Annotated in this window: 21 protein-coding genes and 1 tRNA gene; 12 read left to right on the top strand and 10 right to left on the bottom strand. The window is 66.3% G+C overall.

Annotated elements, in window-relative coordinates:
- Position 1 precedes the first annotated feature (1 nt).
- The 4 genes from A3ES_RS0109845 to A3ES_RS0109860 form a co-directional block, all read right to left on the bottom strand.
- Positions 2-1,273 (bottom strand): extracellular solute-binding protein, encoded by a 1,272-nt coding sequence (locus A3ES_RS0109845; protein ID WP_020386634.1) that lies wholly within the window; start codon positions 1,271-1,273, stop codon positions 2-4.
- Between the two features lie 235 nt (positions 1,274-1,508).
- Entirely contained in the window at positions 1,509-2,513 is a 1,005-nt protein-coding gene (locus tag A3ES_RS0109850) for an ornithine cyclodeaminase family protein (RefSeq protein ID WP_020386635.1), read from the bottom strand.
- Positions 2,510-3,640, bottom strand: a complete 1,131-nt coding sequence (locus A3ES_RS0109855; RefSeq protein WP_020386636.1) for an aminotransferase class I/II-fold pyridoxal phosphate-dependent enzyme — start codon at positions 3,638-3,640, stop codon at positions 2,510-2,512. The genes A3ES_RS0109850 and A3ES_RS0109855 overlap by 4 nt, the downstream gene beginning before the upstream one ends.
- Positions 3,624-4,247 carry a helix-turn-helix transcriptional regulator gene (locus tag A3ES_RS0109860; protein WP_020386637.1) on the bottom strand — a complete coding sequence of 208 codons (624 nt, stop codon included), beginning with the start codon at positions 4,245-4,247 and terminating at the stop codon, positions 3,624-3,626. Before A3ES_RS0109860 ends, A3ES_RS0109855 begins: the two co-directional genes overlap by 17 nt.
- Positions 4,248-4,680: 433 nt before the next feature.
- On the opposite strand from A3ES_RS0109860, the gene A3ES_RS55460 reads away from it, so the two are divergent.
- Both A3ES_RS55460 and A3ES_RS0109870 read left to right on the top strand, forming a co-directional pair.
- Positions 4,681-5,070, top strand: a complete 390-nt coding sequence (locus tag A3ES_RS55460) for a PASTA domain-containing protein (RefSeq protein ID WP_202806476.1) — start codon at positions 4,681-4,683, stop codon at positions 5,068-5,070.
- 150 nt (positions 5,071-5,220) lie between these two features.
- Positions 5,221-8,892, top strand: a complete 3,672-nt coding sequence (locus A3ES_RS0109870; protein ID WP_020386639.1) for a S8 family peptidase — start codon at positions 5,221-5,223, stop codon at positions 8,890-8,892.
- 34 nt (positions 8,893-8,926) lie between these two features.
- On the opposite strand, the gene A3ES_RS0109875 is transcribed toward A3ES_RS0109870, so the two are convergent.
- On the bottom strand, positions 8,927-9,904 hold the full coding sequence (locus A3ES_RS0109875) for a helix-turn-helix domain-containing protein (RefSeq protein WP_020386640.1): 978 nt from the start codon (positions 9,902-9,904) through the stop codon (positions 8,927-8,929).
- Between the two features lie 133 nt (positions 9,905-10,037).
- Between A3ES_RS0109875 and A3ES_RS53910 the strand changes: the two genes are divergently transcribed.
- Positions 10,038-10,211, top strand: a complete 174-nt coding sequence (locus tag A3ES_RS53910; protein WP_157630424.1) for a hypothetical protein — start codon at positions 10,038-10,040, stop codon at positions 10,209-10,211.
- A 9-nt stretch (positions 10,212-10,220) separates the two neighbouring features.
- Here the strand turns inward: A3ES_RS53910 and A3ES_RS0109880 are convergent, their stop codons facing one another.
- Positions 10,221-10,724: a YbaK/EbsC family protein gene (locus A3ES_RS0109880; protein ID WP_020386641.1), complete on the bottom strand. Its 504-nt coding sequence runs from the start codon at positions 10,722-10,724 to the stop codon at positions 10,221-10,223.
- A gap of 132 nt (positions 10,725-10,856) precedes the next feature.
- Here A3ES_RS0109880 and A3ES_RS0109885 point away from each other — a divergent pair, with 132 nt between their 5' ends.
- A complete protein-coding gene (locus tag A3ES_RS0109885; RefSeq protein WP_020386642.1) occupies positions 10,857-11,462 on the top strand; it encodes a GNAT family N-acetyltransferase in 606 nt (201 codons plus the stop codon).
- Between the two features lie 192 nt (positions 11,463-11,654).
- Here the strand turns inward: A3ES_RS0109885 and A3ES_RS52450 are convergent, their stop codons facing one another.
- Both A3ES_RS52450 and A3ES_RS52455 read right to left on the bottom strand, forming a co-directional pair.
- On the bottom strand, positions 11,655-13,985 hold the full coding sequence (locus A3ES_RS52450) for a S8 family peptidase (protein WP_083933320.1): 2,331 nt from the start codon (positions 13,983-13,985) through the stop codon (positions 11,655-11,657).
- A gap of 53 nt (positions 13,986-14,038) precedes the next feature.
- Positions 14,039-15,043, bottom strand: coding sequence for an AAA family ATPase (locus A3ES_RS52455; protein ID WP_157630425.1), 1,005 nt, complete (start codon positions 15,041-15,043; stop codon positions 14,039-14,041).
- Positions 15,044-15,085: 42 nt separating this feature from the next.
- Between A3ES_RS52455 and A3ES_RS57015 the strand changes: the two genes are divergently transcribed.
- Entirely contained in the window at positions 15,086-15,364 is a 279-nt protein-coding gene (locus A3ES_RS57015; RefSeq protein ID WP_083933324.1) for a helix-turn-helix domain-containing protein, read from the top strand.
- Between the two features lie 29 nt (positions 15,365-15,393).
- On the opposite strand, the gene A3ES_RS0109910 is transcribed toward A3ES_RS57015, so the two are convergent.
- Complete coding sequence (locus tag A3ES_RS0109910; protein ID WP_020386646.1) at positions 15,394-16,227, bottom strand: carbon-nitrogen hydrolase family protein; 834 nt, start codon at positions 16,225-16,227, stop codon at positions 15,394-15,396.
- An 80-nt stretch (positions 16,228-16,307) separates the two neighbouring features.
- Here A3ES_RS0109910 and A3ES_RS0109915 point away from each other — a divergent pair, with 80 nt between their 5' ends.
- Positions 16,308-16,802 carry a hypothetical protein gene (locus A3ES_RS0109915; protein WP_020386647.1) on the top strand — a complete coding sequence of 165 codons (495 nt, stop codon included), beginning with the start codon at positions 16,308-16,310 and terminating at the stop codon, positions 16,800-16,802.
- 115 nt (positions 16,803-16,917) lie between these two features.
- Here the strand turns inward: A3ES_RS0109915 and A3ES_RS0109920 are convergent.
- Positions 16,918-17,001 (bottom strand) — tRNA-Leu (locus A3ES_RS0109920).
- A 233-nt stretch (positions 17,002-17,234) separates the two neighbouring features.
- Between A3ES_RS0109920 and A3ES_RS0109925 the strand changes: the two genes are divergently transcribed.
- From A3ES_RS0109925 to pknB, 6 genes are all read left to right on the top strand, one after another.
- Complete coding sequence (locus A3ES_RS0109925) at positions 17,235-18,062, top strand: FhaA domain-containing protein (protein WP_020386648.1); 828 nt, start codon at positions 17,235-17,237, stop codon at positions 18,060-18,062.
- A gap of 10 nt (positions 18,063-18,072) precedes the next feature.
- On the top strand, positions 18,073-18,561 hold the full coding sequence (locus A3ES_RS0109930) for an FHA domain-containing protein FhaB/FipA (RefSeq protein WP_020386649.1): 489 nt from the start codon (positions 18,073-18,075) through the stop codon (positions 18,559-18,561).
- Between the two features lie 123 nt (positions 18,562-18,684).
- Entirely contained in the window at positions 18,685-20,082 is a 1,398-nt protein-coding gene (locus A3ES_RS46765; RefSeq protein WP_020386650.1) for a PP2C family protein-serine/threonine phosphatase, read from the top strand.
- The gene (locus A3ES_RS0109940) at positions 20,079-21,476 is read left to right on the top strand and encodes an FtsW/RodA/SpoVE family cell cycle protein (RefSeq protein WP_020386651.1); all 1,398 of its coding nucleotides are present in this window, start codon (positions 20,079-20,081) and stop codon (positions 21,474-21,476) included. Before A3ES_RS46765 ends, A3ES_RS0109940 begins: the two co-directional genes overlap by 4 nt.
- Positions 21,473-22,924, top strand: a complete 1,452-nt coding sequence (locus A3ES_RS0109945; RefSeq protein WP_020386652.1) for a peptidoglycan D,D-transpeptidase FtsI family protein — start codon at positions 21,473-21,475, stop codon at positions 22,922-22,924. Before A3ES_RS0109940 ends, A3ES_RS0109945 begins: the two co-directional genes overlap by 4 nt.
- 127 nt (positions 22,925-23,051) lie before the next feature.
- On the top strand, positions 23,052-24,896 hold the full coding sequence (gene pknB / locus A3ES_RS0109950) for a Stk1 family PASTA domain-containing Ser/Thr kinase (protein WP_157630427.1): 1,845 nt from the start codon (positions 23,052-23,054) through the stop codon (positions 24,894-24,896).
- Positions 24,897-24,925 lie beyond the last annotated feature (29 nt).

Raw genomic sequence — 24,925 nt, forward strand, 5'->3', positions numbered from 1 at the left:
TCTACTTGGTGTTCAGGGCCTGGGTGATGATCTCGTCGGCTGACTTCGCCGCGGCGGCCGGGTCACCGCCGGTCAGCACCTTGGTCTGGTACTCCTTGATCGGGTTCTTCGCCTCGACCGCGGCCCAGTTCGGCGAGTTCGGCGTGGCCTTGCCGTTGGCGGCACCGGCCGCCATCGCCGCGACGCCCTCGTCCGCGCCGACGGACGAAGCCAGGCTGGTCCGGTTCGGCACGTACTTCATCGTCTTGGCGAGGTCGGTCTGCCACTTCTCGCCGGCCAGCTCCTTGATGAAGGTGTACGCCGCGTCCTGGCCGTCCGAGGCCACCGGGATGATCAGGTCGGAGCCACCGGTGAAGACGGCACCCGGCTTGTCGGCGGTCTTGCCGGGGATCGGGAAGAAGCCCAGCTTGTCCTTGAGTGCCGGGTTCGCCTGGGCGATCAGCTCGGCCGCACCCGGTACCGCGATCATCTGCGCGACCTTGCCCTGCGCGAAGACGTCGGTCTGGGTCGGCTTGGCCTCGTCAGAGTCCTTCGGACCCTTGCCGAGCGCCTGGATCTGCTGGTAGAAGTCCATCCCCTTCAGCGCCTCGGGGGTGGACAGCGCGCCCTTCCACTTGTCGCCTTCCTTCACCGCGAGGTCGCCGCCCTCGTCCCAGATGAAGCCGGACAGCACGTAGAAGTTCTGGCCGGGCAGGTAGATGCCCTGGTTGCCACCGGTGTTCAGCTTGGCGGTCGAGGCCAGCCACTCCTCGCGCGTCTTCGGCGGGGTGACGCCGGCAGCGGCGAAGAGGTCCTTGCGGTACACGACGACGCGGTTCGCGGCGTAGTACGGGATGCCGTACTGCTTGCCCTCGTACAGGCCGGGGCCGGCCAGGCCCTCGATCCAGTCGTCGCCCTTGAGGTCGGCCTTCTTGTCGGTCAGGTCCTTGACGCCACCGCTGGCCGAGTACTGCGCGACCTGGGTGTTGCCGACCTCGATCACGTCCGGCGCGTCCTTGCTGGCCAGGGCACCGATGATCTTGGTGCCGATCCCGTTCCACTCCTGGATCTGGACGTTGGCCTTGACCTCGGGGTGGCTGGCGGCGAAGTCCGCCTCGAACCGCTTCAGGAAGTCGTCGGAGACGCTGCCCTTCATCAGCCAGACGTCGATCGTCGTCGGGCCTGATCCAGCGGCGTCCTTCTTGTCGTCCGAACTGCCACACGCGGCCAGTGCGGAAAGGGACAGTACTGCCGCGACTGCGACTGCAGGTTTGGCAAGGGAACGGAACTTCATCGGATCACCTCGGGCGAAGTAGCCGGATCGGCCTCCGGCTGACTGGTATGAACCTGTCGTTCAGTGGCGTAGAGAATCGCCCAGGTTCTGCTGACCAGTCAATAGTTCAGGAGTATCCGTTACTAAGTCGTGAGAGCGTATCCGCGCGGAAACGTGCAGGAAACCTGGCGTTCAGTAGCGCTCGCCGCATTTGCCGTTGCAGATGGCGCAATAGACCAATTTCCTGGCTGGTAAGTTATTTGCCGGACCACCGCATCACCGCGGAGGCCACGGCCGCGTCCGCCGCCCCGATCCCGGTGAGGTCGGCAACCGACCGCGTACTGCGCAAGCTGCCGCCATCAACCTGCCGCCCCCACGCAGGCACGCCATCCCGCAGCCCCGTGCCGGCGGCTAGATCCCCGTCGCCCCGCAACACGGTTCCTGAGGCGAGGTCGGTGGCGGCCCGCAGTACGGCGCCGGCCGCCAGATCCGCGTCGGGCTGGATCACGCCGGCGCGGACCGCGTTGCCGAAGTCGCCGTGGTGGAGGCATTGGTCGTGGTCGTCGGTGGCGACAACGGCACCTGCGAACAACTCGACGGGCAGCTCGTGCTTGCCGGGCATGTCGGTGCCGATCCCGGTGACGTGCACGGCGTTCCGGAAGGCCTCCGCGGGCAGCGGCGCCCGCGCGGCCGTCGTCGTGATGACACACGGCGCGCCTTCGAGAGCGTCGGGCCGGGCGTCGATCCCTTCCTTGGCGAAGGCTTGGCAGAGCGCCTCGGCCGCTTCCGGGCGTCGACCCCAGACGCGCACCCGGTTGATCGGGCGCAGTTTGCGCAACCAGGTCACCTGCAGCAGAGCTTGCTCGCCGGTGCCGAGCACGGCCACCTCGTCGATCTCCGGCGGTGTCATCGCGTGGGTGACCAAGGCACCGGCGGCCGCAGTACGCCAAGCCGTCAGCATGCCTTCATCAGCAAGCACAGCAGCCGGTACACCGGTTGTCGCGTCGACGACGAGGATCAGCCCGTTGTTGACCGACGCGAAGGTGGAGGCGACCTTCACGGCGAAGTGGGGTGAGCCGGCGACATGGCCGGCCTTCACGTGGCAGTCGCCTGCGTGGTCCGGAAACTCGAGCACCATCGGCGGCGGCACCGACGTACGGGCTTCGGCATGGGCGATCAGCGCTTCCTCGACCGCTGCGAAGATCACCTCAGGCGTCGCGACCGCAGCGATCTCAGCCAATCCGAGCACGGGCAGAGTCATCGGCGCTTCTCCAGCCAGGTTGACCAGTGGTCGAGTGCTTCCTGTGGGCCTTGGCGGCCGACGCCTACCCGGAACCGGTCGGTCGGCGTCTCGGTCAGCTCCGAGCTGTAGATGCTCGACGGCAGCAGCAGCACGCCGGCCTGCTCGACCAGCTCCGTGCACATCGCCTCAACGCCGTCCGCACCGAGATAGCGCGGATAGCAGACGCACCCACCTTGCGGCGGGGTGAAGTCGAACAAGTCGGGGAAGCGTCCGAAGAAGTCCGCGAACAGGGGAAGGTTCGCCGCGACGATCCCGCGGTTGCGCTCCAGCAGCTGATCGCGGGCACGCAATCCGATCAGCGCGAGGATCTCGCTCGGCGCGGAGTTGCAGATCGACGTGTAGTGCTTGGCACGCTCCAGCTTGTCCAGCAGGGCGCGATCGCGACAAGCGATCCAGCCGATCCGCAGTCCGGGCAGACCATAGGCCTTCGACATCACGTTCAACGACAGCGCATTCGCGGACAGGTCGGCTGCCTGCGGCAACGACGGGCGGTCGAGTTCGAGCCCGCGATAGACCTCGTCGCTGAACAGCGTGATCCCACGCTCGTCACACAAGCTCACCAAACGCTGCCAGGTGACGGGATCCGGCACTGCGCCGGTCGGGTTGTTCGGGAAGTTGACCGACACCAGCTTGGTGTTCGGCCTGAGCGCGCGTTCCACCGCGTCGACGTCGAGCGACCAGTTGCTCTCGGCAACCAATGCGACGCCGGTGACGGCGCAGATCGACAACGGGATCGTCTCGGCCGCCTGGTAGTTCGGCGTCAGCACCACAGCGTGATCACTGGGCTCCAGCAAGGCGTGCATCGCCAGGTAGATCGCTTCCTCGGCTCCGGCGAAACACATCACATCCTCCGGCGCGACCACGTCATATGTGCTGGCGATCTCCTCCCGCAACGCGGGCAAGCCCCGGGTCTCGGTGTAGCCGAGCTCGAGCGTGTCCCACCGCCGCCGTCCGTCCTCGTCGGCGAGCTCCAGCAACTCGGACACCGCGATCGTCTGCGCGTCGGAGGCGGTGAGGTGATAGCGGGCGCTGAACTCCCAGCGCGAGAAGTAGGTCTCCAGCTTGAAGTCAGGAAGGGTTGGCATCGGTCTGCTCCTTACGGGCTTGGGCCAGCAGTTGGTAGAGGGCGGAGCGAGAGATCTTCAGCGCGCGAGCGACCGCCGGTACGCCGCGGCGCTGGCTGAGCACCCCCGCCTTGTCCAGGTGCGCGAGCAACTCCAGCCGGTCATCCTTGGTCAGTCGCTCGACAGTCACGCCGCGCCGGCGGATGTAGTCGGCGATGATCTCGTTCAAGGCCTCGGCCCAGTCGTGCTCGAACAGCACCCGTGGCTGACCGACCACCGGGGCGGCGAAAGCGGCCAGGATCCGGCTCGCCTCTTCGAACGCGGTCCGGTCGACATTGATGCACAGGACGACGTCGGGTTTGCCGTGCTCGTCTCGCAGTACCGCGCTGACGCTGGAGAGCCATCGCCCATCGGGCAGCGACTTCGGATACGGGCCGTAGACGTCCACGCCGGTCGCGGTCTGCTCGGCCAGCTCGCCGAGCAGCGACGGGTCGCCGACCGAGCGCTCGGAGAAGGCGTTCCAGATCCCGATCACCTCGTCCGTCACCGGGTCGTGCAGCACCACCTCGGCGTGCGGCGTGAGCAGCCGGGCGATCGCGTCACAGATCGGAGCAAGACGATGAACCATGAGTGGACACTACGTCCACGATGGACAAACTGTCCAATCCATTGGACTACCTCTACCCACCCGAGCGGGGCGGGGTGCGGCTTGCAGCACTACAGCCAGAGTTCGTGATGGCCGTTCTCCCTGCTCGCCTGACTGCCGGTTGGTGATGGTGCGGTTGGGCTTGGGGAGGCCAGGGGAGGCCGACGTTGTGCACGGGCTAGGCGTCGTACGGCGGGCTGGGCGCCTGGCCAGTGCTCAAGGTCGGGGCTGTGAGTACGCCGTACGCAGGCTTGCGGCACCGGGTGGGCGGGGAAGCGTGGGCGCGCACCAACTCACAGGCCGATCCAGCCACCAGCTAGCGACCGCTGCACCGCGGTCTCAAGGCGTGTCCCGTTAACACTCGGTTGCGGAGGTCCTCGCGCTGAGTAACCTCAGTGGCGAGAGGGGGACGCCGATGAAGATCGCCTGGTGCGCACCGCTGCTGTTACTCGTTGCTGGCTGCTCCGGCACCCAGCAACCCCAACTCCCGCCAACAGTCACCGTCACTGCCTCGGTGACTCCACCGGCACCGCCCTCTCAGCAGCCGCCATCGGAGCCGACCACCCCGCCCACTACCGCGCGGAGCGCCGTAGTACCGGCTGTGGTCGGCCTCAATCACCAGTTGGCCCAGGACACGATGCAGGCGGCCGGCTTCTACTATCTGACCGAAGTGGATGCCACAGGCAAGGGCCGGCTGCTGGTCAACGACCGCAACTGGGTCGTCGTCAGCCAGTCTCCGGTGGGCGGCGCCACCGCCGCCCATGACAGCAAGATCGTCCTCAGTTCGAAGAAGATCGGCGAGTAGCCCCTGTCTCGTCGGAAATTCCGCGCCTTGGCGTGGTTGCGCCATGTCGCAGGGACGGCAGTGGTGGACAGGCTACGGACGCGGGTTCCGGTTGCAGACTCACTCAGAAGAGGTGCCCTGCCCCCTACCTCTCTCGAAGGAGATCTGCCCATGTCCTCCGTACCTGTGCCGTCTAGGAAGGTCGCCGCCACCCTTGCGGCTGCTCTGGCGCTCAGTGTCGCCGCGGTGATCCCCGCCGGCGCTGCGCCGCCACCCGCCACTCCCCGCGCGACCGGCGTACCGGCCAAGTCGTCCGTCACCCTGATCACCGGTGACGTCGTGGAGATCGCCGACGCCGGCGGCGGGAAGAAGGCCGCCAGTGTGCGCCCGGCTCCCGGCCGCGAGCGGATCGCCTTCCACACCATCGAGGTCGACGGTGGCCTCCGGGTGCTGCCGAGCGATGCCGTGCCGTACATCTCGACCGGCGTACTCGATGCCGACCTCTTCGACGTGGACGAACTGATCGCCGACGGCTTCGGCGACTCCTCCGCCACGACACTGCCACTGATCATCCGGTACGCCGATCCGTCCGCCGCCCGCGCCCAGTCGCTGACCGGTACGACGACCACGCGCGCGCTCGACTCGATCGGTGGTGCGGCGGTCAGTGCGGCCAAGGACGAACTGCCCGAGCTGTGGAAGTCGCTCGAGCCGACCCAGAACGCCCGCGCGCTGAGCCGGGGGATCGCGAAGATCTGGCTCGACGGCAAGGTCCGTCCGGTGCTCGACAAGAGCGTGGCGCAGATCGGCGCACCCGCCGCGTGGCAGGCCGGGTACGAAGGCGCCGGCGTCGAGGTCGCAGTACTGGACACCGGTGTCGATGCCGGGCATCCGGACCTACAGGGCAAGGTCCAGCAGGCGGAGGACTTCTCCAGTAGCCCGACCGGCTCGGCCGACCACTTCGGCCACGGCACTCACGTCGCCGCGACGATCGCCGGCACAGGCGCCGGATCCGGTGGCACCCGCAAGGGCGTCGCCCCGAAGGCCGACCTGCTGATCGGCAAGGTGCTCGGCGACGACGGCTACGGCTACGACTCCTGGATCATCGCCGGGATGGAGTGGGCCGCGGCCGAGGGCGCGAAGGTCGTCAACATGAGCCTCGGCGGCGGGCCGACCGACGGCACCGACCCGCTCAGCCAAGCGGTCGACCGGATCACCGCCGAGACCGGCACCCTGTTCGTGGTGGCCGCCGGCAACGACGGAGCCGACGAGTCCATCGGCACCCCCGGTACTGCGCAGTCCGCGCTCACCGTCGGCGCCGTCGACCGCAACGACGCGCTGGCCGACTTCTCCAGCCGCGGCCCCCGTCTCGGCGACAACGGGTTGAAGCCGGAGATCACCGCACCGGGCGTCGACATCGTCGCGGCCCGCGCGGCCGGTACTGCGATGGGCGAGCCGATCGACAACCTGTACACCGCGGCCTCCGGTACTTCGATGGCGACGCCGCACGTCGCCGGCTCGGCCGTGCTGCTCGCGCAGATGCACCCGGACTGGAAGGCCGACCGGATCAAGAACGCGCTGGTCAGCACCGCCAAGACGAACCAGGACCTGAGCGTCTACGCCCAGGGTTCGGGGCGGGTGGATGTCGCCCGCGCCGTCGCGCAGGGCGTGTACGCGACCGCGACGGCCGACTTCGGTCTGGTCAGCGCCGGCTCGACCAAGACGATCACCTACAAGAACGACACCGCCGCGGCCGTGACGCTCACCCTGTCGGTCGATGTGGACAACCTGGACTCGGACAAGCCCGAGACGGACGCGCTGACGGTGCCGAGCAGCGTCACCGTGCCGGCCGGCGGCAGCGTCGACGTACCGGCCACGCTGGATCCGGCCAAGCTCGACCGCGGTCTGTACAGCGGCTGGATCGTTGCCACCGGCCCCAATGGCGTCGTGACGCACACTGCGGTCGGCACGCTGAAGGCCGGCCCGAAGCACACGGTCACGCTGCGCGCTGTCGACCGTGACGGCCAGCCGACCGGCGTACCGGTGATCAGCCTGTTCGGCGACAACTCGCGGTCGGACGTGCTCGCGTGGATCCCCAACGGCGCGGCCTACACGGCCGAGGTGGAGGAGGGCACCTACCTGATCCACTCGCTGGTCGAGGACTACAACGCGGAGAACGAGAACGTCAGCCTCTTCACCGACCCGAACATCTCGGTCACCAAGGACACCGAGATCGTCATCGACGCGCGCAAGGCGGTGCCGATCACGATCACCACGCCCAAGCCGTCCGAGCAGCAGGCGGTGCTGAGCTACTACGTGCATCGCGTGTACGGCAACGGCCGCAGCATCAGTCACGGCGTCATGCACTTCAGTACGGTCGAGCAGGTGCTGGTGACCGGCACGAAGCCCGTCACTGAGGGCAGCTTCGAGTTCTCGTCCCGCTGGCAGTTGGCCGCGCCGATCGTGCAGGCGAGCATCCAGGGCGTGACCGGGCCGCTGGACATCAACCTGTTGCACCAGTCGCCGTCGTTCGAGGGCAAGAAGCGGTTCCCGTTGGTCGCGGCCGGTTCGGACCTGCAGGGCGTCAAGGGTGCCATCGCCGTCGTCTCCACCAGCGAGGACGGCAGTGAGGAGGAGCAGATCGCCGCGGCCGCCGCGGCCGGTGCCGCGGGCATCATCCTGGTCCGGCCGCCTGGCTGGGGGGCATGGACCGTCTGGACGCCGATCGGCGACCGCGAGCCGATCCCGGCCATGGTGACCAGCAGTGGCGACGGCCAGAAGGTGATGGACCGGGCACGGCTGGGTGGCGCGACGATCGACCTGACGCTGACCACTTCGAGCCCCTACCTGTACGACGTACAGCAGGTGTCGAGCGGCTTCATCCCGGCGAAGATCGACTACAAGGTGACCACGGCGAACAGCGCGCGGGTGACCAGCTCGTACGTGGACAACGGGGGCTTCAACTGGGCCAAGGAGCAGCGGTTCGGCTGGCGTCCGTGGCAGACGTTCTCCTGGAACGACGCCCAGCGGGTCGTCCAGACGCCGAAGGTCCGGGAGGAGTGGGTGACCACCGGTGACTCGCTCTGGCAGCACCGGGTGCACCACCTCTACACGTGGAACAACATGGGGCCGTTGCTCGGCGGGCTGACCTCGCTGCCGCGCAGCTACAAGCCGGGTTCGTCCAACGAGACCTGGTTCGGCCCAGTGGTTCGGCCTGCGGCTGCTCCTGGGATCGTCTCCACCCGGACCGGGGACCGGCTGTCGTTGCGGGTGCCGGCCTTCGTGGACGCTGACGGGCACTACACCGTCGGGGAGACCACCTCTGCGTCTGCGGTGCTTAGCCGTGACGGCGCAGTGGTGGCTGAGCTGCCCGACGCGTGGGAAGACGTAGTCACGAGCAGTGGCGACGCGGCGTACAAGCTGGACCTGTCGACCGAGCGCAAGGACGAGGAGGGCGAGTGGAACTGGGGGACCAGCACTCGCACCATCTGGGACTTCCGCTCCAAGAAGGCTCCCGTCGACAAGGGTGTGGCGCTGCCGCTACTGCAGGTCGGGTACGACGTACCGGCTGATCTGACCGGCCGGGTGGCTGCTCGGCCGCATGTGATCGGGTTCAAGGTCCAGCAGCAGGCCGGTGCGGTTGCTGCGCGGTCTACTTCGCTGCAGGCGTCGGTGTCCTTCGATGAGGGCAAGACCTGGCGTCGGATCATCACTGTCGGAGCACTGGGTCGCTACGTGGCCGTAGTTCCGGCAGGCAAGGGGACTGTGTCGCTGAAGGTTGTTGCTGGCGACAATGCCGGCAACAAGGTGACCCAGACCGTCATCCGGGCCTACGGGCTCAAGTAGTCGTCTGTAGCCGGGTCCCTCTCGAGAGGCCCGGCTACAGCCATTTACGGCGCGCGGCCTGGAACGCCAGACCTGTGCGGGTGTCAACGCCGGCGAGAGCCATCATGCGATCGAGACGGCGCTGGACGGTACGGCGGCTGATGCCGAGCTGGGACGCGATCGACTTGTCTGGCACCCCGGCGACGAGCAGGGACAACAGGAAGCGCTCGTTGTCGTCCAGGCCCTCCGGATCCTGAGCTTCATCGGACTGCAGCTTCACTGGAGTCGCTGCCTCCCAGTGGCTCTCGAACAGAGCGAGCAGAGCGTCCAGTAGCTGGCCCCTGCCGATCACTGCGGCCGTCGGCTCGCCGATGCCCGCTTCGTCGTCCCGTACCAGCGGGCAGACCGCAGTAGCGCGGTCGACGATCGCCAGCCGGACGGGAAGCGTCGGCAGGGCCCGCGCCTCCTCACCCCAGCTCACGCCCTCCGCGATGGTGTCCAGCTCTCCCGGAGCCTCCAACAGGGCCCGCTCGTAGATCGCCCGGTAGCGGACGCCGCGGCTGAGCGCGCCGTACTCCTCGGTGTTCTCCGCGCCCTGCATCGCCAGTGGGTTGGCGCGACAGAACCAGAGGATCTCCGTACGGGCGGACTGCTGCAGATCGCGCAGGCGGTCCCGCAGAGCGGTAGCGCCGACGATCACCTCGACCAGGTGGTGCGCGTCCCGGCGGCTGGCACTGGCGCGGAACTCCTCACTCAACGAGGCCACCGTCTGCCGTGCGTGCTCAAGCGACTCCTGTCGCCGGAGCAACGTAGTACCGAGAGCTACGTCGGGTGGCAGTGGGCGGAACACCGGGTCGTCACCGGGCTGTACCGCGACCAGCCCCTTCGCCTGCAGTCGCTGCAGCACCTCGACCGCCTCCTGCTGCGGCAGCCGGGCGACCTCGGCGAGCTCCGCCGACCGCGCGACCGACAGGCCGACCAGCAGCCGGTACGCCTGCTCCTCGTCGGCGTCCAGCAACGATCCGTCCTGCATCGTGCCCACCTCCTCGAAACTCCACCTAATCGTGGCACCCAAGTGCCGTCACGAAACGCGGATCACGCTGTCACAACCGGTGAAAGACGCAATCGCGGACCTCCCGCCCGAGCCGCCATCGAGAGAGATCACCATGAACTGGACGGACTACGCCGGCCTCGCCGGCCTGGTTGCTGCCGCAGTACTCGTCGGCTGGACGCTGCTGGGCACCAACACCACTCCTCATCGCGGCACGCCACGACACTCGGGCCAGGTTCGCTCGGGTCCCGGGCGGCACCGGGCACCAGGGCGCTCCCGGCAGCGGTGACGGCGAGCCTCAGCTTGTGATCGACTCGATCCGCGGCTGAGCCAGTCGCACGTAGTCCTCCGTCACCAACGCCAGCGACCGGTCGAGCCGGGCGGCGTTGAAGAACAGCTCCGGTACTTCGAGGAGCTTCGGATCCACGATCAGCTCCAGCTGCTCGTGGTAGCTCACCGGCAGCACCGTGCCACTCACGCTGCCCGCGAGCTCCTCCGCGCGCGCCTTGTCGGCGAACGCGACGTAGCTGCCGCCGAGCAGTTCCTTGATGCCGTTCAGGTCCACGCGGGCGTCGCCGGGGACGACGGCGAGCACGTAGTGGCTCTTCTTCTTGCCGAGCTTGACCATCACCACGATGCACTTGGCGGCGGCCTTCAGCTCATTGCCCCGCAGGCCGCTGACCAGCTCCGTCTGCCCCTCCGGCTCGTGCTCGATCACCCGGTACCGCGCGCCGAGCGCGTCCAGTTCGCCGATCAGCCGCTCGTACGCCGGGTACACCGCAGTCTCCGTCTCACCACTCACAACCCAACAACTCCTTCATCTCGGCCGCCGCGCCCACTCCAACACGCGCCCCGCTAAACCGGTGCAGCGGGGTGGTGAGCCCGGCTATCCTCAAGCGCATGGGAGCGTTCCCACAACCTCTGGGAGGGGTTTATGCCTGAGATCCGCCCGTACCGCCCGAGCGATCGCGACGCAGTCGCCGACATCTGCGTCCGCACCGCCGACAACGGCGGCGATTCCCGCTCGCTCTACCCGGACCTGGACCTGATGCCGAGCATCTTCGCGCTCCCGTACGCCGTACTGGAACCGGAACTCGCCTTCGTCCTCACCGACGACGACCACCCGGTCGGCTACATCCTCGGCACCGCCGACACCCCCACCTTCGCCACCCGCTTCCGTACCGAGTGGCTCCCACTACTGGCCGACCGCTACCCAGCACCCACCCAGCCACCCAGCACCCCCACCGACCTGATGATCAGCCTCATGCACGACCCCGAGCGCCTGGTCATCCCCGAGGTAGCCGCCTACCCGGCCCAACTCCACATCGACCTACTCCCGCCGTACCAAGGCGCCGGCCACGGCCGAGCCCTGATGACCACCTTCCTCAACGCCCTCGCCACCGCAGGCATCCCCGCCATCCACCTCAGCATGCTCACCTCAAACACCCCAGCCCGAGCCTTCTACGACCGGCTGACCTTCCACCACATCCCAGTCCCCAACGCCGACACAGTCACCTACCTGGGCCGCAGTACGAGCTAGCTGTACGCAGATTGGTTAGCAGTACCCACCAGCGAACCGCCACCAAAATGTTGCTGAAGCATTGGCGGGTTGCAGGACGCCAGCGGCACCCGAAAACCGACTCACCAAGGCACCAAGCCCTGGCCGCCCGACTGCCCCCGCTCGAGTGGCCGGTATGTCCAACAAGAATTTGGGTGCCCCAGCCCGATCGCTTCAGCGCCGAGCCCTGATTCTCGCCGCGAGCCTCGCTCTCATCAGAGCATATAAGTTCAGGTCGTTTCGACTTTCGTCGGCTATTTCAATGGCCACAGCGTATGACTGATTCGCGTAGGACTGCTTCTGTCGCTCTGTCCACGGACTGCGGCTGTGCGTTATAACCAGAAAGTAGTCACCATGGTCAGGATCCCACGGGCCATCAATAAAGTCCCGCCGCAAGAGTGTCGTAGACGACAAGACCTGTTGACCAGGGTTTAGCAGCGGCCGATTCTCACCGGAGGGTAGATCCATCCGCACACCGCCGCCCGCGGCGGCTTCAGCGCGCGTGGGCTGCCGTCGATAGATGGATTCAATCTCGGCGACCGAGATGCCTCTGACGAATTCGACACTCATAGACCCTGCGATGTACTCACGACGCTCGCGGCGAACCGGAGGGTCGAAGGCCAAGGAGACACGAAAGGTCCGTTTGTGGACTCCTTCAGCAAACTCTGGCGGTATGGGCAGGCGGTACAGCACGGTCGTGTCGGCATCGATTTCAGATTCTGACGTCAAGAACACACGATTGTCGTTCGAGTCGAGCACATAATCCGCATCCGGCCGCCCGTAGCCGTGCCATCGCATGCCAGGAATTCCCGCAATAGATCCGCCAGGTGGCCGAGCAGATAGTGCACAGAGAGCTCGAAGTAAATTGGACCCTGCATCTGGATAACGCTCAGCGATGCGTGCAAACTCATGCGCCACCGAAGGAGCCGAGAAACTAGTTCCATAGCTCGGCCCGACGATCCTGCCCAAATTTGGTGGAATCGCCAGGATAGCTGCCGTCCCAGGGTCCTCTCTATCCAGGTACTCGCCATGATCCCAGGTCCAATTTCCTCCATGATGCGCGAACTCTGGTTTCAAAGTTCCCGAACGACCTATGCCTCTGGTTGGTCCGAGCCTAGTAAAGGGGGATGGCTGACCAGCCTTCGCAATCGCTAGATCTCCCCTATTAGCGAACTCCGGCACGTCACGCTTCGCATATGATCCCACCGTCACTACAATTGCGGCGTCCCCTGGTGCAGATACGCCAGATTCATCGGCATCTAGATAGGCGGGATACCCAGTAATCACGCGCTTGTCGCGAAGATCGAACTCTCTATTTCCTGCACTCACCACTATCAAGATCTTTAGTTCTCGAGCCAGCGAATCCAACGTGAAGGTAAGTTCATCACGTAGTGGTTCATTGCTTGCAGGAGACATTCGATTTAACGACAGGTTAATGATCCGGACGTCGCAGGCATTTACTAGCCATCGAATGGCATCTTCGATTGTCCTATGTGCAATACCAGCCACGGAGTCGCCATCCATAACTCTCGCCGACGCGACTGGGTACGGAACCGCCATCTCGCCGCCCAAGACAAGCGGGTCGAGGTCCCCCCAAATGGCGTTCGCAGCTACCGCTGTTCCGTGCATATCCCCAGTACCGAAAACGTGCGTGGCGGGGAACTCAGCTGATCCCACCAAATAAGGTCCGGTCAGGCCGTTCGATCTGTCGATGACACCATCAACGATACCGATCGCAATGGCCCCCGTTCTCGCTGGCTTCTTTGGCGCAACGGTGCTGAACAGCATTTCTTGGCGCACACTGGCTGATAGTGGCGCCCGCACTCTTTCGACAACTGAGAGTGCAAGTAATCTATCCAGAATTTGGCGGGTAACCATCAGACGGACAACAGTCCGATCAGGGCGTTCGTCGACACCTACAAATCGAGATCGTTCTGAAGCTGCCTCCGATCCAACTGCATTGCGGATTTCGTCAATTCTGGCGTGTACAGTCACCTCGGTCCGCGATGGCCAGATGAGGCAATCGACAACCTGCTCACGACTGAAATCCAAAACAGATAGAGACGCGTCAGCTCTGTCCTCTGGCCCATAGAGCTCCACACCTGTGATGTGGTCAATGAAGGATGCCCATGTTTTGGGGTGGCTCCAACTGAAATCCGCTCCGTCCGGAAGCGCCCGGTACTCCGTCACCAATTCGGCGAGAGCTCTCCGTGCTTCGACTGGGGACATCACGAAGTAGGTCCAGCCGCGTCCCTCGCCAAGTTTCTCTAGCTTTAGCCGGCCCAGCGGACCGTCGGGTAGGCGAGTGCTTCCGACGAACTTGAGCACGATCGGCGGGCCATCGATCTCAAGATCCTGGCCGATTACATCTTCGATTGCTTGCAACTCATCAGCAAGAGTTGCGCCATGAGACCGACGTGGAATAGGCGGCTCAACGACGGGTCTGGAGACAATCCGCCGATCAGTGAGGCGCTGCGGTTCAGGTAACCGTAAGTGATCAGCCATGTGAGAACTTCTACATCATTTGCCGATCACTGGCAATATTCGGCGACGGCAAATCAACTCCAACGCCGTGAGCCAGCCCGGCGCACTCCCTGCATGAGATCAGATTGAGTCGCGTGCATACGCCCGTCGGCGACTGCCACTCGCAGGGCGGAGTGAACTGCATACTCGCCAGCCGCATGAGGAAGCCCGACAAGACCGTCTGCCGCTGCCAACTCATCCACGTTTTCTGCTCTTCGACCAACAAGAAGCCGTTGAATCAGCTCGGTCATCTGTGAATGGTCGGGCGGAGGTATGTTCAGAACTTCATCAAATCGACGCCACAGAGCATTATCTAGGACTTGTTCGTGATTTGTAGCAGCGACAATGATGGAGGGGCCCGTATATCCATCTATCAGCTGCAGCATCGCGTTCACAACGCGGCGAAGTTCGCCGTGATCCGAAGGATCATCCCTGTCTTTGCCAAGGCTATCAAATTCATCGAATAGCACGACATAGGGCCCAGAACGAGCGAACTCCATGACTCTACGGAGATTCGAGGCGGTTTCACCAAGATAGCTCGAAACAACACTGTCAATTCGTACTGTAACCAACGGCCGCCCGAGTTCCGCCGCCAGAGCCGACGCTATGCTGGTTTTGCCGCAGCCGGGCGGACCGTAGAGCAAGATTCGATTCCGTCTTGGAACCCCCACTGCGTCGAGCGTGCCCCAGAGCCCTACCTCTATCGCGAGTTCTCTGAGTGTATGAGCAAGCTCTTGATTCAGAATCAGATCCCCAACAAAGCGATCACTCATTGCGACATCAACAAGCGGTACAGCGCTGTCGCGATCCTTGGGCGGATCCGGTAAGGGGATTTCTGACAGCGACAGGCGGTCGCCGCTCCCGCTCACGAGCAGTCGCCGAAGGTCCTGAGCAAGGACTACATGCCTCTTCGCTTCTTCTTCCTCAATGATCGCTTGAGCCGCTCGACGGAAGGCCAGATCATCGCGGTCACGATGTGCCGCGAGCAGTGCCTTGAGGTGCCTTCCTGCCATTGCTCCAATGTAAGTCAATGTGTCCACTGTGTCAAAGAAGTAGCGCTACTAGTTTGATATATTCGACGTATGCCGAACCGGCCGCCTCGCCTCGAACGCGCTCACGCAAGCGACGCATTCGTACTGGCGGACCGGCTTCGGACAGCCAGGCTCGAGCGTCGGATGAGTCAGCAATCGCTGGCCGCTGCCGCGCAGGTGTCAATCGGAGCAGTCAGAGCCCTGGAAGCGAAGAGAAGCGTTGATCCGAGCTTCTTCACAGTTGTCGCAATTGCGCGGGCTCTCGGAGTGCCGATCCAGGAACTGGTCGCCGCTGATCAACAGGCAACCGCCAGGGGCCCGCTGTCATAGCCGATACGCATCGAGGCTATGAGGTCGGATTAGGTGCAGGTGTGGTTGGTGGAGCGGGGGTCGTTGGTTACTCGGCGGGTGCGGTAGATGTCGGCTTTGCGGGCGGTGGTGCGCCAGGGGCGGGCGTGGGTGAGAGGGACTTCGTACGCCGGGTCGTTGCGGTCGATGGTGGCGATGGTGAGCTCGGCCGGTGCGGTGACCGTCGAGACGTAGGTGCCGTCGGGGGCGATCACGCCCGAAGGCATCAGGTCGGCGGTCTGGGCGGGCAGGGACATCGCCACCCAGTAGTTGTTGATCGCGGCGTACGCGCGGGCCTTGACCTCGAAGATCGAGTCGACCGGGTACGCCGACAGCAGCAGGCACTCGACGCCCAGCCGCTCGTAGTCGCTGAACAGGTGCGGGAAGTTGATCTCGATGCAGAGCGCGCAGCCGAAGCGGTAGCCGTCCACGTCGAAGACGATCGGCTCGAAGCCGGGGCTGAAGAAGCGGGTGATCTCGGTGTTGGAGCAGTAACGCTTGTCGTACCGGTCGACGACCTGGCCGGCGTCGGAGATCACGTACAGGCTGTTGTGCGGCCGGTTCGGCGGGGTCAGCGGATGGGCCGAGCCGAGCACCACCCAGAGCTTCAGCCGCGCGGCGAGCTTCTTGATCTTCTCGAGCTCCTCGCGGACCACCGTCCAATCGACCTCGGACCAGTCCTGGAACTGCTCCTTCGGATACCCCGACAGCTGCCCCTCCGGAAACTGGATCAGCCGTGCCTTCCCGGCCGCGGCGGATTTCATCAGCTCCCGGACCTTGGCACCGTTCTCCGCGGCGTCCTTGGTGATGGCTGGTTCTGCAACAGCAATACGAATCCCCGTCATCGCCCCACGGTCCCACCCCGGACCGACAATCCCGGCCGGACTCGCGCCGGATTGTCGGACCGTGACGGCAGGATGCAGGTATGAGCTGGTCCACCGTCCACGACCAAACCCTCCGCACCCGGTACGCCGAAGTGCACGACCTGGCCGAGTGGACCGACTGGATGCCCTTCGAGGCGGCGATCCCCAGCGCCCCCCGAGAACCCGGCGTCTACCTCCTCCGCGAGCCCGTCACCGGCATCATCCGGTACGTCGGGATGGCGGGCGAGCGTGCCGCGAGTGGCCGCCCGCAAGGCCTGTACGGCCGGCTGACCGTCTACCGCAACGGCCGAGGCGCCATCAGCGGCTTCGGCGAGGAAGCCCTCGACCGTGCCCTCGCCGACCCCCACTGGCTCGAACAGCAACTGAGCGACCTACGCCAGCACGGCCCAAAACGCACCCAGGACTGGGCCCGCGACGCCGTACTGCGACTCGACCTCGAGGTGAGCTGGTCGGTGACCCCGGACGCCAACGACGCCCGCTACCTGGAAACCCAGGTCCTGACCCTGCTGCAGACCCACGGCCTCTGGAACCGCTGACCGGCCGCCACGGCCCGGCCATCGAACACCCACTGTGATCCATGCCGCATCAACAAGCGGCCGGGAACAGCAAAAACTCCCAGTCAGACGTGCTGACCGGGAGTTGCTGTTGCTGTGCGCGAGGGGGGAGTTGAACCCCCACACCCTTTCGGGCACACGGACCTGAACCGTGCGCGTCTGCCTATTCCGCCACTCGCGCGTTGGCTGCTGAGAGCTGGTAAAAATGCCATCTGCGACCGAGAGAAAACACTAGCACGGCCTGCGGCAGACTCTGACATTGCGGGTTCGGTCGAACCTGCCGATACGATCGATCGTCGTACCAGTGTGTCCACCACGCACCGGTGGACACGGGGTACGGCGAGCCTCTTGAAGGTGCCGTACGGCAAGCACGATCGTTGGGTCCACCCGACGACCGACCGTGGAGGAGGACGCGTGCGACCGCTGCAGCGCTTCGAGCGCCGCCTGGAGGGCATCGTGAGTGGTGTCTTCGCGCGCGCGTTCAAGGGTGACGTGGAGCCGATCGAGCTGGCCGCGGCGCTCAAGCGTGAGATCGACAACACCGCGCGGATCCTGTCCAGGGACCGCCGGCTGGTGCCGAACCACTTCACCATCGAGCTCGGCCCGGGCGACTTCGAGCGCCTGAACGCCTACGGCCGGACGCTCAACCACGAGCTCGCGAACGAACTGCGCGACCACGCGGACATCCAGCGCTACACCTTCTCCGGACCGATCGAGATCGAGTTGACCCAGCAAGACGAACTGCCGACCGGCAAGTTCCGCGTCGTCAGCGCCACCGTCGGCACCCAGCGGCCGCAGCAACCACCGCCGCCCCCGCAGCCGACGTACCAGCCGGCACCCGATCCGAACGCGACGGTGCTGCAGAGTGCGCCGGTGCAGCCGCCGCCCGGCCCCCCGCCGGTACGCCGCGGCCACCCGCAGGTGATGCTCGAGGTGAACGGGCGACGCCGGCCGATCAACCCGCCGGGCGTCGTACTCGGTCGCGGGACCGATGCCGACATCCAGATCAACGATCCGGGGGTGTCCCGGCGGCATGCGGAGATCCGGTTGATGCCCGAGGGCCCCGGAGGTGTCAGGGTGGTCCTGGTCGACCTGGGGTCGACCAACGGCACCCTGGTCAACGGACGCCGGGCCGCCGAGGCCGAACTGACCGACGGATCGACGGTAAGGATCGGGAACACCACTATGACGCTGCGCCTAGCGGACGAGCCCATCGCCCAGCCGCCGAGCAGCGGGTGGTGACTGAACTTCCATGTCGGAACTGACGCTGACCCTGATCAAACTGGGGTTCCTGGCCCTGTTGTGGATGTTCGTACTCGCGGTGCTGTCCGTGATCAGGTCCGACCTGTTCGGCGCCAAGGTCGACGCCCGTGCGATCGCGCCGGCCTCGTCGCCGCAGCCCAACGGCCGGACGCCGAAGCCGGCCAAGCCCGCGAAGAAGCGCAAGGGCCTGCCTGGTTCGGTCACGATCGCCGACGGCCCGCAGGCCGGCGTGGGCGCGACCCTGGTCGCGGAGCCGGTCGTGATCGGCCGCGGCTCGGACTGCCAGATCCGCCTCGACGACGACTACTCCTCCACCCGGCACGCGCGGGTGTTCCAGTCCGAGGGCGACTGGTGGGTCGAGGACCTGGGCTCGACCAACGGCACGTACCTGGACGGCCAGCGGGTCACCCGCCCGGTCCCAGCCGAGATCGGCGGTTCCATCCGGATCGGTCGCACGACGCTGAACATCGCGAAGTAGGGCGCCGNCCATGACTATGCAGCTTCACTACGCCGCTCTGTTCTTCAGTCCCGGGCTGAACCATCGGCGGTTCCATCCGGATCGGTCGCACGACGCTGAACATCGCGAAGTAGGGCGCCGGCCATGACCCTCTCGCTCGACTACGCAGCACTGTCCGATGTCGGACGGGTGCGCCGCAACAACGAGGACTCGGCGTACGCCGGTCCGTACCTGCTCCTGCTCGCCGACGGAATGGGTGGAGCCGCTGCCGGCGAGGTCGCCAGTGCCGCCGCCGTCCAGGTGATCCGCCGGCTGGACAAGCCGGGGATCACCGGCCCGGACATGATGGAAGCCCTCGCAGGCGCCGTACATCGCGCGAACGAGCGTCTCTCCGAGCTGGTCGAGGAGGACCCCGAGCGCGAGGGCATGGGCTCGACCGTCACCGCGCTGCTCTTCGACGGCCAGGAGCTCGGCCTCGCCCATCTCGGCGACTCGCGCGCCTACCGGATGCGCGACGGCCTGCTCTACCAGCTCAGCCATGACCACACGTTCGTCCAGTCGCTGGTGGACGAGGGCCGGATCTCCAAGGAAGAGGCCTTCACCCACCCGCACCGGAACCTGATCCTCCGCGTCCTCGACGGCCGGCCCGACTCGGATCCGGACCTGGAGATGCTCGACGTCCAGGCCGGCGACCGGCTGCTGCTGTGCAGCGACGGCCTGCCCGACTACGTGAGCGACCAGGTGATCGCCACGTCGATGGCCGACGGTACGCCGGACTCCGTGGTGGTCGACCTGATCACCCACGCGCTCGAAGCGGGATCCAACGACAACGTCACCTGCGTCGTCGCCGATGTGGTCGAGACGGCTCCGGCGAGCGGGACCGATCCGCAACTAGTAGGCGCCGCGGCCGAGCTTGCCCAAGGCTCGACAGGCCCGGCCACGACGACCATGCGCGCCACTCAAGGCGACGGCAGTGGCGGCGGAGGTGGCAGTGCTGCGGGTCTCGACCCCGAGGAGCTCCGCTACGCGCCGCGGGCACCCAAGCGGTTCCTCTGGCTGCGGCGGCTCGCAGTACTGGTCGTAGTGCTCGGTCTGATCGGCGGAGGCGGCTGGTTCGCCTACAACTGGACGCAGAAGCAGTACTACGTCGGCACGGACGGTGACTACGTCGCGATCTACAAGGGAGTCGACGAGGTGGTCCCCGGACTCAACCTGTCCTCCCTGTACGAGAAGCAGACGCTCGAGGTCGACAAGCTGCCGACGTACAACCGGGAGCAGGTCGAGGGCACGATCCAGGCCGACCACCTGGCCGCGGCCCGTCAGATCGTCAGCGAACTGCAGCGCGCCGCCGACGAGTGCGCGGCTAAGCCGACACCCAAGCCGACCCCGAAACCCAGTACTCCGCCCGCGACGGGCAAGCCGGTCTCGACGCCGCCCAAGCCGCCGGCGACGACGGTGCCTGCCTCGACGCCGGCATCCACGCCGGTTGCCACGCCGAGCAACGGCACTGTCAACCCCGACGACTGTGACGGCGTCAGATGAGTATCGCGTCAACGTCCGTCATCCAGATCATCCCGCGCACCAGGCGTGGGGTGGAGCTGATGCTGCTCATCGTGGCGATCGGCGTCTCGGTCGGTGCCTACGTCAACATCGGCATCACCGTGCAGGACAAGGTCCCGGCCAGCACCGGGTACTACGCCGCCGGGATCGGCCTGCTCGCCCTGATCGCCCACCTCGCCCTGCGCTACCGCGCGCCGTACGCCGATCCGGTGCTGCTGCCGTGTGCGGTGCTCCTCAACGGCCTCGGCGTAGCCATGATCCACCGGATCGACCTCGGCCTGGCCGCGACCCGGGTCGCCAAGGGCCTGAACCCCAAGGCAGCTGCGGCGCCGCAGCAGATCACTTGGACGGCTGTCGGCGTGGTCCTGTTCCTGCTGGTCATCCTGCTGATCCGGGATCACCGGCGACTGCAAGCGCTGACCTACACGGCTGGCCTGGCCGGTCTGGTGCTGCTGGTGCTGCCGCTGGTCCCGGGCCTCGGGGTCGAGGTGAACGGCGCCCGGATCTGGATCCACCTGGCAGGGATGTCCTTCCAGCCCGGTGAGTTCGCGAAAGTCTGCCTGGTCGTCTTCTTCGCCGGGTACCTGGTGGTCAAGCGGGACGTGCTGACGCTGGCCGGCCATCGCTTCCTCGGCCTGGACCTGCCGCGCGCCCGCGACCTCGGCCCGATCGGGGTTGCCTGGGCGGTCAGCCTGGGTGTGCTGGTCTTCGAGAAGGACCTCGGCTCCTCGCTGCTGTTCTTCGGCCTGTTCCTGTTCCTGCTGTACGTCGCGACCGAGCGGGCCGGCTGGCTGATCATCGGTTTCCTGCTGTTCGCCGGTGGCGCCTTCTTCGCCTCCCAGACCTTCAGCCACGTGCAGGCGCGGGTCGACGGCTGGCTGAACCCGTTCGCCGAGGACCGCGGCCAGGTCGCGACCGGGTTGATGGGCCAGGCCTGGGGCGGCATCCTGGGCCGCGGACTCGGCCAGGGCCGGCCGGACCTCACGCTCTACGGCCAGAGCGACTTCATCATCTCCTCGTTCGGCGAAGAGCTCGGGCTGACCGGGATCATCGCGATCATCTTGATCTACACCCTGATCATCGAGCGCGGCCTGCGGACCGCGCTGGGCTGCCGGGACATCTTCGGCAAGCTGATCGCCACCGGCCTGGCGATGTCCTTCGCCCTGCAGGTGTTCGTGATCGTCGGCGGCGTCACCGGGCTGATCCCGCTGACCGGCCTGGCCACCCCGTTCATGGCGCTGGGCGGTACGTCGCTGGTCGCGAACTGGGCGATCATCGCGCTGCTGCTCCGGATCAGCGACCAGGCCCGCCGGCCGCAGACCCCCGCGGCGCCGGTCTCCGACGAAACGATCGCGATGGCGGTGCAGAAGCAGTGAACTCAGCAATCCGGCGGCTCGCCGTCGGCGCGATCATCCTGATGCTCGCGCTGATGGCCAACTCGACCTACCTGCAGGCCTTCCGGTCCAACGAGCTGAACGGGCGCAACGACAACACGCGGGTCCGGGACGAGCAGTTCTCGGTGAACCGCGGCCCGATCCTGATCGGTAGCTCACCGATCGCGCAGAGCAAGGAAACCAACGACCAGTACAAGTACCAGCGCACCTACTCCGACGGCCCGCTGTACGCGCCGGTGACCGGGTACTACTCCTTCCAGTTCGGGCGCGGCGGCATCGAGCTGAACCAGAACAGCGAGCTGAACGGCTCCGACCCGTCGCTGGCGTTCCGGCGAGTGGTCGACGTACTGACCGACCGGCGTCAGCAGGGCGCGAGTGTCACCCTGACGCTCAATGCGGCGGCCCAGCAGGCGGCGTACAACGCGCTGGGGAGCAAGAAGGGCGCGGTCGTCGCGCTCGACCCGAAGACCGGCAAGGTGCTCGCCCTGGTCAGCCGGCCGTCGTACGACCCGAACCTGCTCGCCTCGCACGACCTCGGCAAGGCCAGCGACGCCTGGAAGCGGCTGAACGCGAGCGACGACCGGCCGATGTCCAACCGGGCGATCAAGGAGCTCTACCCGCCGGGCTCGACGTTCAAGCTGGTCACCACGGCGGCCGCGCTGTCCAGCGGCAAGTACAAGCCGGACACCGCGGTGCACTCGCCGGCTCAGCTGCCCCTGCCGCAGACCACGGTCCCGCTGGTGAACGAGAACGGCAAGAACTGCGGTGGTAGCGACAACGCGACGCTGACCGTCGCTCTGCGGTGGTCGTGCAACACCGCTTTCGGCACGATCGGTCTGGACCTGAAGGCGGACGCGCTGCGCGAGCAGGCCGAGAAGTTCGGCTTCGGCGAGCGGCAGCTGCCCGAGCTGGGCGCGGTCGCGAGCCAGTTCCCGGGCGACCCGAACGAGCCGCAGATCGCCCAGTCCGCGATCGGCCAGTTCGACGTCCGGGCCACCCCGCTGCAGATGGCGATGGTGGCGGCCGGGATCGCCAACAAGGGCGAAGTGATGAAGCCGTACCTGGTCCAGAGTGTCCGGACCGGGGACCTGAAGACCATCTCGGAGACCAAGCCGGAGGCGTTGCACCAGGCGGTCAGCCCCGAGGTCGCGGCCCAGCTGACCGCGATGATGACCGACGTCGTCAACAACGGCACCGGCAAGCCGGGCCGGATCGACGGCGTCCAGGTGGCCGGCAAGACGGGCACCGCGCAGACGTCGAAGGAGCGGCCGCCGTTCGCGTGGTTCACCGCTTTCGCGCCGGCCGACAACCCGCAGGTCGCGGTCGCGGTGATCATCGAGGACGCGGGCGTCAAGCGCGACGAGATCGCCGGTGGAACCTTGGCGGCGCCGGTCGCCAAGAAGGTGATGGAAGCGGTGCTTGGCCGGTGACGACGATGCGATATAACCCGGTGACAGAGCGTCCGGCCGGCGGCAGCCCGTGCATGGCCCGGGCTACCGTGGGCAAATTGAGTGAATTATGGCCGAGTTCGATCCGCGCAGGTTGGAAGGCAGAGTAATGACATCGCAGGCACGTCTCGTCGGCGGGCGCTACGAAGAGGGCGAACCGCTCGGCCGAGGGGGGATGGCAGAGGTCCGCAAGGGCGTCGACAACCGCCTGGGCCGTACGGTCGCGATCAAGCGGCTCCGGGTCGATCTGGCCAGCGACTCCACCTTCCAGGCCAGATTCCGGCGCGAGGCACAGTCGGCCGCGTCGCTGAACCACCCGACGATCGTCTCGGTCTACGACACCGGCGAGGAGCCCGACCCGAACGGTTCGGGCGTCACCATCCCGTACATCGTGATGGAGTACGTGGCCGGCAAGACGCTGCGGGACCTGATCCGCGAGGGCCGCAAGATCATGCCGGAGCGCGCTCTGGAGATGACGTCGGGCGTGCTCGAGGCGCTCGACTACAGCCACCGGGCCGGCATCGTGCACCGCGACATCAAGCCCGGCAACGTGATGCTGACCCCGCAGGGCCAGGTCAAGGTGATGGACTTCGGCATCGCCCGGGCGGTCGCGGACACCACCTCCGACATGACCCAGACCGCGGCAGTGATCGGTACGGCGCAGTACCTCTCGCCCGAGCAGGCCCGCGGCGAGACGGTGGACGCCCGGTCCGACCTGTACTCGACCGGCTGCCTGCTCTACGAACTGCTCATCGGCCGGCCGCCGTTCGTCGGTGAGTCGCCGGTGTCGGTGGCCTACCAGCACGTCCGGGAAGAGCCGCTGCCGCCGTCCTCGTTCGACCCGGACATCCCGCCGGAGGTCGACGCGGTCGTCCTGAAGGCACTGACGAAGAACCGTGAGCACCGGTACCAGAGCGCCAACGAGATGCGCCAGGACATCCACCGGGTGCTGGCCGGTCAGCAGGTGACCGCACCGATGGCGGCCGTCGCCGAGACCCGGGCGATGGCAGCGACCCAGGCCGCGCCGGCCGCGGCCACCGTGGCGTACCAGCCGCAGTCCAACGACCTGCTCCCGCCCGACGACGGGGGTGACGAGGCGCAGACCGCTCGCGCCCGGCGCAACCGGGGGCTCGCGTACTTCCTGCTCGGCTTGGCGATCGTGGCCATCGCCGTCGGCGCCTACGCGATCATCACGAACATGGGCGACAAGAACAACAACCCGGCCGGTGGCGGCCAGACCACCGCCACCCAGCCGCAGCAGGTCGAGGTACCGAAGGTGGAAGGGCTCCCGCTGACCGAGGCGACTCAACTGCTCGCCGACCAGGGACTCAAGATCGCCCCCACCTATCAGACCAGCTCGACGGTCGGGAAGAGCACGATCATCAGCCAGGACCCGGTGTCGGGCACCAAGGTGGACAAGGAAACCGCGGTGTCCGTGGTGGTCTCGTCCGGGCGCGCCGAGCCATCCGCCTTCCCGGTACCGGATGTGCTCAACAAGTCGGAGTCCGAAGCCACCAAGCTGCTGGAGAATTCGGACGGCAAGTTCAAGGTGGCGTCGGAGTCGAAGACGGTCGACAACGAGGCACCCAAGGGCACGGTGATCGGGATCGAGCCGGGTCAGGACGGTCAGTACCCCAAGGGGACGAGGTTCACCTTGACCATCTCGACCGGCCAGGTCGAGGTACAGATCCCGGATGTCACGAACCAGACCAAGGAAGACGCCACCAAGACGCTCAAGGACCTCGGCTTGAACGTGGCCTACATCAATGACGACTCGAACCCGGCAGCCGTCGAAGGCACGGTCACCAGAATCAGCCCCAAGCCGGGTACGAAGGTCAAGGAGGGCACCAAGGTGACGCTGGCGATCGCGACCAAGCCGACCCAGCCGAGCACTACACCGTCTCCGAGCGAAACGCCGGAAGACCCGGCGACGCCGCCGATCATCGGTGGATAGCCGTCACTGAAGACCACGAAGGCCGCGGG

This window comes from Kribbella catacumbae DSM 19601, assembly GCF_000372465.1.
GTDB classification, from domain to species: Bacteria; Actinomycetota; Actinomycetes; order Propionibacteriales; family Kribbellaceae; genus Kribbella; species Kribbella catacumbae.

Bases quoted from the DNA above. Each gene is read 5' to 3' on its own strand.
- A3ES_RS0109850 (WP_020386635.1), bottom strand. From the start codon at position 2,513: ATGACTCTGCCCGTGCTCGGATTGGCTGAGATCGCTGCGGTCGCGACG.
- A3ES_RS52450 (WP_083933320.1), bottom strand. From the start codon at position 13,985: ATGGCTGATCACTTACGGTTACCTGAACCGCAGCGCCTCACTGATCGG.
- A3ES_RS0109875 (WP_020386640.1), bottom strand. From the start codon at position 9,904: ATGCAGGACGGATCGTTGCTGGACGCCGACGAGGAGCAGGCGTACCGG.
- A3ES_RS0109885 (WP_020386642.1), top strand. From the start codon at position 10,857: ATGCCTGAGATCCGCCCGTACCGCCCGAGCGATCGCGACGCAGTCGCC.
- A3ES_RS46765 (WP_020386650.1), top strand. From the start codon at position 18,685: ATGACCCTCTCGCTCGACTACGCAGCACTGTCCGATGTCGGACGGGTG.
- A3ES_RS0109930 (WP_020386649.1), top strand. From the start codon at position 18,073: ATGTCGGAACTGACGCTGACCCTGATCAAACTGGGGTTCCTGGCCCTG.
- A3ES_RS0109910 (WP_020386646.1), bottom strand. From the start codon at position 16,227: ATGACGGGGATTCGTATTGCTGTTGCAGAACCAGCCATCACCAAGGAC.
- A3ES_RS53910 (WP_157630424.1), top strand. From the start codon at position 10,038: ATGAACTGGACGGACTACGCCGGCCTCGCCGGCCTGGTTGCTGCCGCA.
- A3ES_RS0109845 (WP_020386634.1), bottom strand. From the start codon at position 1,273: ATGAAGTTCCGTTCCCTTGCCAAACCTGCAGTCGCAGTCGCGGCAGTA.
- A3ES_RS57015 (WP_083933324.1), top strand. From the start codon at position 15,086: ATGCCGAACCGGCCGCCTCGCCTCGAACGCGCTCACGCAAGCGACGCA.
- pknB (WP_157630427.1), top strand. From the start codon at position 23,052: ATGACATCGCAGGCACGTCTCGTCGGCGGGCGCTACGAAGAGGGCGAA.
- A3ES_RS55460 (WP_202806476.1), top strand. From the start codon at position 4,681: ATGAAGATCGCCTGGTGCGCACCGCTGCTGTTACTCGTTGCTGGCTGC.
- A3ES_RS0109940 (WP_020386651.1), top strand. From the start codon at position 20,079: ATGAGTATCGCGTCAACGTCCGTCATCCAGATCATCCCGCGCACCAGG.
- A3ES_RS0109870 (WP_020386639.1), top strand. From the start codon at position 5,221: ATGTCCTCCGTACCTGTGCCGTCTAGGAAGGTCGCCGCCACCCTTGCG.
- A3ES_RS0109915 (WP_020386647.1), top strand. From the start codon at position 16,308: ATGAGCTGGTCCACCGTCCACGACCAAACCCTCCGCACCCGGTACGCC.
- A3ES_RS0109860 (WP_020386637.1), bottom strand. From the start codon at position 4,247: ATGGTTCATCGTCTTGCTCCGATCTGTGACGCGATCGCCCGGCTGCTC.
- A3ES_RS0109855 (WP_020386636.1), bottom strand. From the start codon at position 3,640: ATGCCAACCCTTCCTGACTTCAAGCTGGAGACCTACTTCTCGCGCTGG.